We start from the raw sequence: 1,638 nt of genomic DNA on the forward strand, positions 1-1,638 counted from the left end.
AACGATTGGAAGCTTGATCTTCGATGCCGTAAGCACCGGTGCCACCATAGTTTGCCAACACCTGATCAACTCGGTCCAATACTTGAGGCAATTTTGCGTCGCGTGTGAGCGAAAACAGTGCTTCAGAGAAAGCGCCTCTAAGATCAAATGCTGCGCCCAAACTGGTTTCGCTCATCCAAAGGACGGCAAACCGCTTATCGTCAGGAGCAAGTTCCCCCGGCGCCATGGAGATCAAAAACTCTGGGGATTGGGCCAGTCCGGCAATCTCTAATTTCCTTCGAGCACCATTGATGGTTGCTGAAATCGTGTCGCCGGGCGAAATGCCATGCGCATTTGCGAACGAGCGCAGCAGAATGGCCTGATTTTCCCTGCCGGGATCCAACTGATTTCCCTCGGCCAAATAGATGTCATTTAGGCGTGGCACGCCATGGTCAGGCAATGACAGGACCGCCGCACTTATGGGCACATCTTCTTGTGGCAAATCGATCAGTCCGCCGCCTCGCATACGACCCATCACACTATCGACACCGGGGATGGCGGCAAGGTTGTTGAGAAGGTATTTGGGTGCCCTCACCGCAGGTGCATAGGCTTGGGCAAGGCGATAACGATCATAATAGGTGTCTTTTGTCTGACTAAGCGAATGAAACAAGCCATCCATCATTACCAGCACCACAACGCCAACAGCGATCACCAACCCAATGGCTATCGCCTGCATTTTCATGCGACCAAGGTCTCTGAGCAGTTTTTTGTCGAGAGCTGAAAGCATTCCTACCACTCGATCTCATCGGCGGTGAGCTTGGTTGTGTTTTCAATAACTTCACGAACGCCGCCATCGGCAAAATGGATGACCCTATCTGCCATAGCCGCTGTTGCCGCGGCATGGGTCACAATCATCACGGTGGTGCCAAGTTCTTGATTGACGGTTTGCAAAACATTTAGAACTGATCGCCCAGTTTTGCTGTCCAGCGCGCCAGTGGGTTCATCGCAAAACATCACCGTTGGTTGCTTGGCCACCGCACGGGCGATCGCAACTCGCTGTTGTTCACCACCTGAAAGTTGAGCGGGAAAGTGGTTGATCCGTTCGGTCAAGCCGACCAAAGACAGCGCATGTTCTGCGTCCATCGGGTCATCTGCAATTTCTGTGACCAGTTCAACGTTTTCTTTGGCGGTCAGGCTGGGCATTAAATTGTAGAACTGAAATACAAATCCAACATGTTCACGTCGGTAAAGTGTGAGCGCACGCTCACCCATTGTGGTTAGTTCACGGTCAAAAAAGTGAGCGGTACCATTGGTGGCATCATCCAGCCCACCCAATATGTTAAGCAGAGTGGATTTGCCACTGCCTGATGGCCCCAAAAGCACCACCATTTCGCCGGTCGGAATGGCAATATCAACCCCACGCAATGCATGCACGGCAGCAGCGCCTTCGCCATAAGTCTTTGTGAGACCTTGGGTGCGAAAAGCTGTATCGCCGTTCAATTTATGCATATTCATCCCCATCCGATTGCATTGTGCCAGATTAGGGGAGAAGTATCGCTGCACAATTGATGGAAATCAAATATCGGACTTCCTTTTGTGCGCAATCCGTTATGTATGAACCCAAAAAAGCCGAGCAGGTTGGAGGAACCCGCTCGGCCA

At 51.7% G+C, this 1,638-nt stretch carries 2 protein-coding genes; both read right to left on the bottom strand.

Annotation, left to right across the window (positions count from 1 at the left end):
- The coding region (locus Q0231_RS14665; RefSeq protein WP_299348587.1) for an ABC transporter permease at positions 1 to 766 on the bottom strand (766 nt) is incomplete at its 3' end.
- 2 nt (positions 767 to 768) lie between these two features.
- On the bottom strand, positions 769 to 1,488 hold the full coding sequence (locus tag Q0231_RS14670; RefSeq protein WP_269392360.1) for an ABC transporter ATP-binding protein: 720 nt from the start codon (positions 1,486 to 1,488) through the stop codon (positions 769 to 771).
- Between the last annotated feature and the right edge of the window lie 150 nt (positions 1,489 to 1,638).

This window comes from uncultured Maritalea sp. (assembly GCF_937139385.1).
Classification (GTDB): domain Bacteria; phylum Pseudomonadota; class Alphaproteobacteria; order Rhizobiales; family Devosiaceae; genus Maritalea; species Maritalea porphyrae_A.